Below are 4562 nucleotides of genomic sequence, written 5' to 3' on the forward strand. Positions count from 1 at the left end.
CCTAATGGAATATACCGATCAGATCCCTTTTCCCATCCCTTTTGAAAAAGCCGTAACCATACCGAACCAGGGGCAGTTTCATCCTGTAAAGTATATTAAAGCCTTATGTGAAGTATTCATCCAGTCAGGAGGAAGCATCATGGAAGACTGCCTTTGTGAAAGTCACGAGGAAGAAGAGAATAAAGTGATCATAAGCACATCAAAAGGAACAATCCAGGTACAGCAACTGGTCTATGCAACCCATATTCCTCCCGGCGTCAATAAGCTTCATTTTACCAACGCTCCTTATAGAAGCTATGTCATAGCATTCGGATTAAAAGGGAATGATTATGGCCGGCAATTGGGATATGATCTTGCTGATCCTTATCATTATTACAGGACCCATGAGATCAATGGTGAGAAACTTTTAATAGCCGGAGGTGAAGATCATAAAACCGGGCATATGGAAGACACAGGCGAATGCTTCACCCGTCTTGAGAACTATGTCCGCCAGTATTTTGATCTTGATGTTCCTTATTACAGCTGGTCCAGCCAATATTACGAGCCCGTAGACGGTCTTCCTTATATTGGAAAAATGCCGGGAAGCAATGGCAGAATCTACGTTGCTACCGGATTCAGAGGGAATGGCATGATGTTCGGAAGCCTGTCTGCTCAGATTCTGACAGATTTGATTGTAAATGGCAGCAGTAAATTTGAAAAGCTGTTCGATCCGGGACGAATAAAGGTAGGTGCCGGATTCACCAGCTTTGTGAAAGAAAATGCAGAAGTTGTATTTGATTTCGTCAAAGATAAAATGACAAGGGAATACATCCGTTCATTAGAAGAAATCAAAGAGGGGGAAGCGAAGATCATTTGGTATGATGGAAATTCCTATGCCTTATATAAAGAAGCCGGCGGAACATTGCATGCTTTGAAAAGTACTTGTCCGCATGCTTATTGCGAAGTTCGCTGGAACAGTGCAGAACTTACATGGGATTGCCCGTGTCACGGTTCACGTTTTAACGTTAACGGTAAAATCCTCACCGGGCCTACGGTAGAAGATTTACGAAGAATTGATCTTGAAACTGATTCCTAATTAAAAAAAAGAAACATGTCTAAAAAGAGCTTTTTACAACGCAATAATCTGAGCATTGTTTTGATAGTTTTAATGATAGTCTGTTTATTTGCCCAGTTCTTTACAGGCTGGAAAACAGAGAACAAAGAACTGGCTGAAAATGGCGAAGCTTTATTAAGCTTAAGAGAATATGTTCAGAGCGGTCATTTTATCCAGGCCACCTTTGAAAATTGGGAAAGCGAATTTCTGCAGATGATGCTGTATGTTCTGCTTACCGTTTCCTTAAGACAGATCGGGTCCAGTGAATCCAAATCTTTGGAGGGGGAGGAAGACGTGGATAAAGAGCCGGAGCCGCATCCCAACGCACCATGGCCGGTTAAAAAAGGAGGAATATGGCTGAAAATATATAAACACTCATTGTCATTGGCTTTTGCTATTTTATTTATCATTAGTTTTATTCTGCACTTTTACGGAAGTCTGAAAGATTTCAATACCGAACAAATTTCCAAAAACGAGCCTGTTGTCAGTGCCAAAGAATATATAATGGAATCGCGTTTCTGGTTTGAGTCTTTTCAGAACTGGCAAAGCGAATTTTTAGCGGTTGCATCCATTGTCATTTTGTCGATATGGCTTAGGGAAAAAGGTTCTCCGGAATCCAAGCCGGTAGATATGCCTCATAATGAAAATCCATAACATAACAAAAAGAAAGGTATGAAGAGTCCGCATCTAATTCCTTTAGTCCAGGGAATATATTTCTTCATAACTGGTGTCTGGCCTCTTATTCATCTTAAGAGTTTTATGGAAGTCACGGGTCCTAAAACCGATATCTGGCTTGTTCAGACGGTGGCTGTACTCATCTTGTCCCATAGCATGCTGTTTTTTTATATTGCATTCAAAAAACGCATACTGCCGGTTTATGCCTTAATGGGAATGATAACCACATCCGGGCTGGCCATAATAGAACTGTATTATTATTTTCAGGGTACTTTAAAATGGGTATATTTTATCGATTCTGTGATTGAGATTCTCTTTTTTATTTACTGGTTATGGTATCTTTTATATGATCGCAGGAAAAAAAGCATCGTATGATTTACCCTAAAAACTCTTGAAATACTTTAACAAAAAAGCCTTCCATCATCAGGAAAGCTTTTATATATCGGCAGAATCATTTTATATGACTGCATTTCCTTCCACACCGTCCGCATTATTGGTTTTTATTCCTGTAACGGCTGCCGCAACGAAGCTTAATAAACTTACTAATTTTCCTGCTTTAGTATCCCAATAATAACTTTCTTTGGGTTCCACCCGGATTATGGACACATTCGGATCATCTTTACCGTCAAACCACGGTTTTGCCATAGCTGACCATTTTTCTTCAATAGTAGCCTTGTCGGTATATACCGAAGCGGTCCCATATACGGAAAGGTACTGGGAGTCGTCATTATTCATAAAGAAGAGCTGCACTCTGCGGTCTTCTTTGATCTCAAAATTCTTGTTGCTTGCTTCACTGCTGATAAACCATAAGTTTCCACTGTCATCCGTTTCTTTTAAAGTCATAGGACGGGAATTTACCGGTATTTTTTCCAGTTCTGTACAGAACATACAGATTCGGGCATTCGTAGAAAGTTCCTGGATCTTTTTAATGGCCTCAAGATGGGTAAGATTTTGTGTTGACATAATATTATATTTTAAGTGATTGGCTAAGAGAATCAACATTACGCTAATAATGTGCTGATACCAATTACACTTCAAAAATCTGACCAAATATTCCAGATGTCGTTGCTTTTCGCTGCTGATCAGATTTTTGTAATGTTCTGACGGAGTTTTCCTGTGATTTCCTTACAATAACGATTGAATGATGATTTGATTTAGATGAGATTTAGCCGGACAGGCTGTCTCTTTGCAGGGCAGCTTTTTTAGTTAAATCAAAGCTTTAATCTGTTGTTTTATGGATCATTGCTTTTGCATTCTTAGCAAGTATCCGTATACTGTTTTCCATTTCCTCAAAGCTGAGATGCCCAAAACCTAAACGCATTGCCGTAAGATTTCTGGTCTGATAAAGTATGGTCTTAGGTAGAAAAAGATGATCTAGGGAACATAAACGGCTCAATTGCATTAAATTGAGGGAAACTTCCCATTCTACCCAAACAGCCAATCCTCCGGAAGGTGTACGAAATCTGATATATTCTCCTAAATATTCATTCAACAGCTCTGTAAACCGGTCTCTTCTTTCCTGGTAAACCTTTAAGGATTTCTTTAAATAACGATGGATTTCCCCTTCAGCAATCATTTCTCCTAAAACCTGTTCCATGAGGACATCTCCCTGTCGGTCAATAATCCCCAGGTATTTTCTCATTTCTGTCATCAGATTCTCAGGAGCGACGATAAAACCCGTCCTGAAACCGGGAGCGAGCGATTTCCCAAAAGAGCCTATATAAATGACCATTCCTGCAGTATCCGCACTGGCTAAAGGAAGAATAGGGCTTTTATCGTAGTGGAAATCATAATCGTAATCATCTTCAAGAATAATGAATCCGTATTCATGAGCCAGCCCCAGAAGCTCAAGTCTTCTCTGTGCGCTCAGAGTAACGGTAGTAGGATAGTGGTGATGGGGGGTAAGATAAAGCATTCTGATTTTTTGCTTTTTACAGATTTCCCGGACTCCTTCTGCACTGAGACCATCCTCATCAATAGGAACGGAAAGTATTTTCACTCCCTTTTTCTGGAAGATCATATTCACTGAAAAATAGCTCAGATCGCCTACCAATACAGCATCCCCTTCAGAGAGAAGTATTTCCGATGCGATATAAATACTCATTTCCGTACTTCTCGTAATCAGGAGATTGTTTTTGGAGATTGCTAATCCACGGGATAAATTCAGATAATTGGCAAGATTTTTCTTGAAAAATTCACTTCCGTCATGGTTATAATGCCCCAACATTTTATGCTGACCTTTACGTTTCATAATAGAGCTGTAGATCCGGGACTGCTGATCAATTTGTGTTAGACGGATATCAGGTACTCCGTCATTGAAGATATATTTGCAATCGGAATGCTCAAAAGGGTTATCTAAAATATTGGTGGTTTTAAAAGAAAAGCCTGTTGATTGAGGGTAAAGCTGAAGCTTATTTTTATTAAAGCTTGCAATTTTCAGAGGTTTCTCCTCATTATTTCCGATAACGAAAGTTCCTTTATTAGGTAAGCTTTCTACCCAACCTTGCGCAAAAAGTTCGTCATACACTGCCACAATGGTATTTCTGTGAACATTCAGGATGATGCTTAAAGCTCTGGTCCCGGGCAATTTGGTTCCTAATGGCAGGGACCCTCTTTGTATGGCATTAATTAATTGATGAGCCACCTGCATATAGATGGCAGTATCAGATTTTCTGTCAATTTTGATAAAACTTTGATAAGGAACTTCAACCGGACTATCCATAAAATAAAAACTGGCACCATATAACCATCCCGCAATTTACTACATTTGGCCCAAATAAAAAAAAATGACATT

Annotated in this window: 5 protein-coding genes; 3 read left to right on the top strand and 2 right to left on the bottom strand. The window is 39.5% G+C overall.

The window, feature by feature from the left end; translation table 11 throughout:
- From ACGHIN_RS16665 to ACGHIN_RS16675, 3 genes are all read left to right on the top strand, one after another.
- The coding region (locus tag ACGHIN_RS16665) for an FAD-dependent oxidoreductase (protein WP_390456150.1) at positions 1 to 1075 on the top strand (1075 nt) is incomplete at its 5' end.
- A 15-nt stretch (positions 1076 to 1090) separates the two neighbouring features.
- Positions 1091 to 1747, top strand: a complete 657-nt coding sequence (locus ACGHIN_RS16670; RefSeq protein WP_390456153.1) for a DUF6766 family protein — start codon at positions 1091 to 1093, stop codon at positions 1745 to 1747.
- Positions 1748 to 1765: 18 nt separating this feature from the next.
- Positions 1766 to 2143, top strand: coding sequence for a hypothetical protein (locus tag ACGHIN_RS16675; protein ID WP_390456156.1), 378 nt, complete (start codon positions 1766 to 1768; stop codon positions 2141 to 2143).
- Between the two features lie 81 nt (positions 2144 to 2224).
- On the opposite strand, the gene ACGHIN_RS16680 is transcribed toward ACGHIN_RS16675, so the two are convergent.
- Both ACGHIN_RS16680 and ACGHIN_RS16685 read right to left on the bottom strand, forming a co-directional pair.
- The gene (locus ACGHIN_RS16680; protein ID WP_390456159.1) at positions 2225 to 2731 is read right to left on the bottom strand and encodes a pyridoxamine 5'-phosphate oxidase family protein; all 507 of its coding nucleotides are present in this window, start codon (positions 2729 to 2731) and stop codon (positions 2225 to 2227) included.
- 256 nt (positions 2732 to 2987) lie between these two features.
- A complete protein-coding gene (locus tag ACGHIN_RS16685) occupies positions 2988 to 4490 on the bottom strand; it encodes an aminotransferase-like domain-containing protein (protein ID WP_390456162.1) in 1503 nt (500 codons plus the stop codon).
- Between the last annotated feature and the right edge of the window lie 72 nt (positions 4491 to 4562).

This window comes from Chryseobacterium barbadense, assembly GCF_042849955.1.
Taxonomy (GTDB): Bacteria; Bacteroidota; Bacteroidia; order Flavobacteriales; family Weeksellaceae; genus Chryseobacterium.